The sequence below is a fragment of the Streptomyces sp. NPDC002130 genome (genome assembly GCF_040296465.1).
Lineage (GTDB): Bacteria > Actinomycetota > Actinomycetes > Streptomycetales > Streptomycetaceae > Streptomyces.
On sequence record NZ_JBEOXI010001038.1, the window covers coordinates 1 to 1,198 of the forward strand.

The 1,198-nt window shown below is 61.6% G+C and carries 1 protein-coding gene; it reads left to right on the forward strand.

Features of this window, described 5'->3' with window-relative positions; all coding sequences use genetic code 11:
* Nucleotides 1-1,195: DUF7937 domain-containing protein (locus tag ABT116_RS48175; RefSeq protein ID WP_351647835.1), on the forward strand; the 1,195-nt coding region annotated here is incomplete at its 5' end.
* Between the last annotated feature and the right edge of the window lie 3 nt (nucleotides 1,196-1,198).

The window sequence follows — 1,198 nt, forward strand, 5'->3', positions numbered from 1 at the left end:
GGGCGAAATCGGCGATGACCGCAATGACGTCGGCCGGGGACGCCTCGATGCCGGAGAGTGGTTCGGGCTTGCCGGTGCCTTGCTCGCATCTCAACCGCGAGCGGCCGAAATTCGCATCGACCCTCGAACTGCGCCGCGATGGTTGGCGTTGGTGAAGCCGCTTGTGTTTGTGGCTTGGGGGTCGTCAGTGGCCTCGGCGCTACTCGCGCTGATCTACATCCTGGTCTCCGCCAGTCGCTACCGATATTACGACGGGCCGCAGACATTCGAGAGCCTGATCGTTCTCTTCGTGTCGTCGGCCGTTCCGATCGTCGTGGTGGGTGTTGCGGCAGTAGGTCTCGCCAGACGGTTTGCGTCCTGGCGCCTCACCATCGCCGCGCTCGGCATCGCTCTCCTCGCAGCCGGATTACTCCACTCGATCAGCGAGGGCACAAGTGTCGAACTGTTCCACACGGTCACGGCTAGTCCGTACTACGGCATCACGTTCTTGATTGCCGCAGCCGCAATTACATTCATTCCATTCGGTGTTGCATCCGTCGGCGACGGGACGCACCCCGGATACGTCTGGCTCGCAGCGGCACGAAACGGCATGCTGTTGATCGCGGTGTGGAGCTTCGGTGTTGGATTCTCTCAGATCGCAATGGCAGCAACGCAATTTGGCATCGTGCCGTGGGGAGATGCGTTAGTGCTCGCTGTTCTCGCGATACTCGTCGCGATTCTTGCCGTCGTCGGAGTCAAATCACTGTCGCTGCGGTATTCTTCGCTCGACCCTCGCCCGTCACGCGAGGTCTGTCTCGGAGTCTGTGTCGGCTTGCTGGTCCTGATGATCGCTCGTCTCGTGGTGCAGTCGGCCATGTACGGCGAAATATATTACAGTTCATGGATATTCGATCTCGCCATGGCGGTGCTGGTAGTTGTGGTCGCTCTCCCCCTCACAGTCTCACCGGCTGTTCGGAATTTGTATGCGGGGGTGCAACTGTTCGCGTCAGCCACCACGGTTACAGCTGCGGTACCGAATGTCGGACAGCCCGTTCAGCCTTCGCGGCGTGCTCTCGAGGCTGCGGATCCGCGGACTCCGGCGGCGGTGCTGTTCGAGATCGCGTCGAGTTCGCCGGAGTTGCGGCCTCGTCAAGGACGAGCAGGTCGAAGAAGCGCTTGTGCTCGCCGTCGGGGCTCTCCTCCGGCGCGCCGATGACCT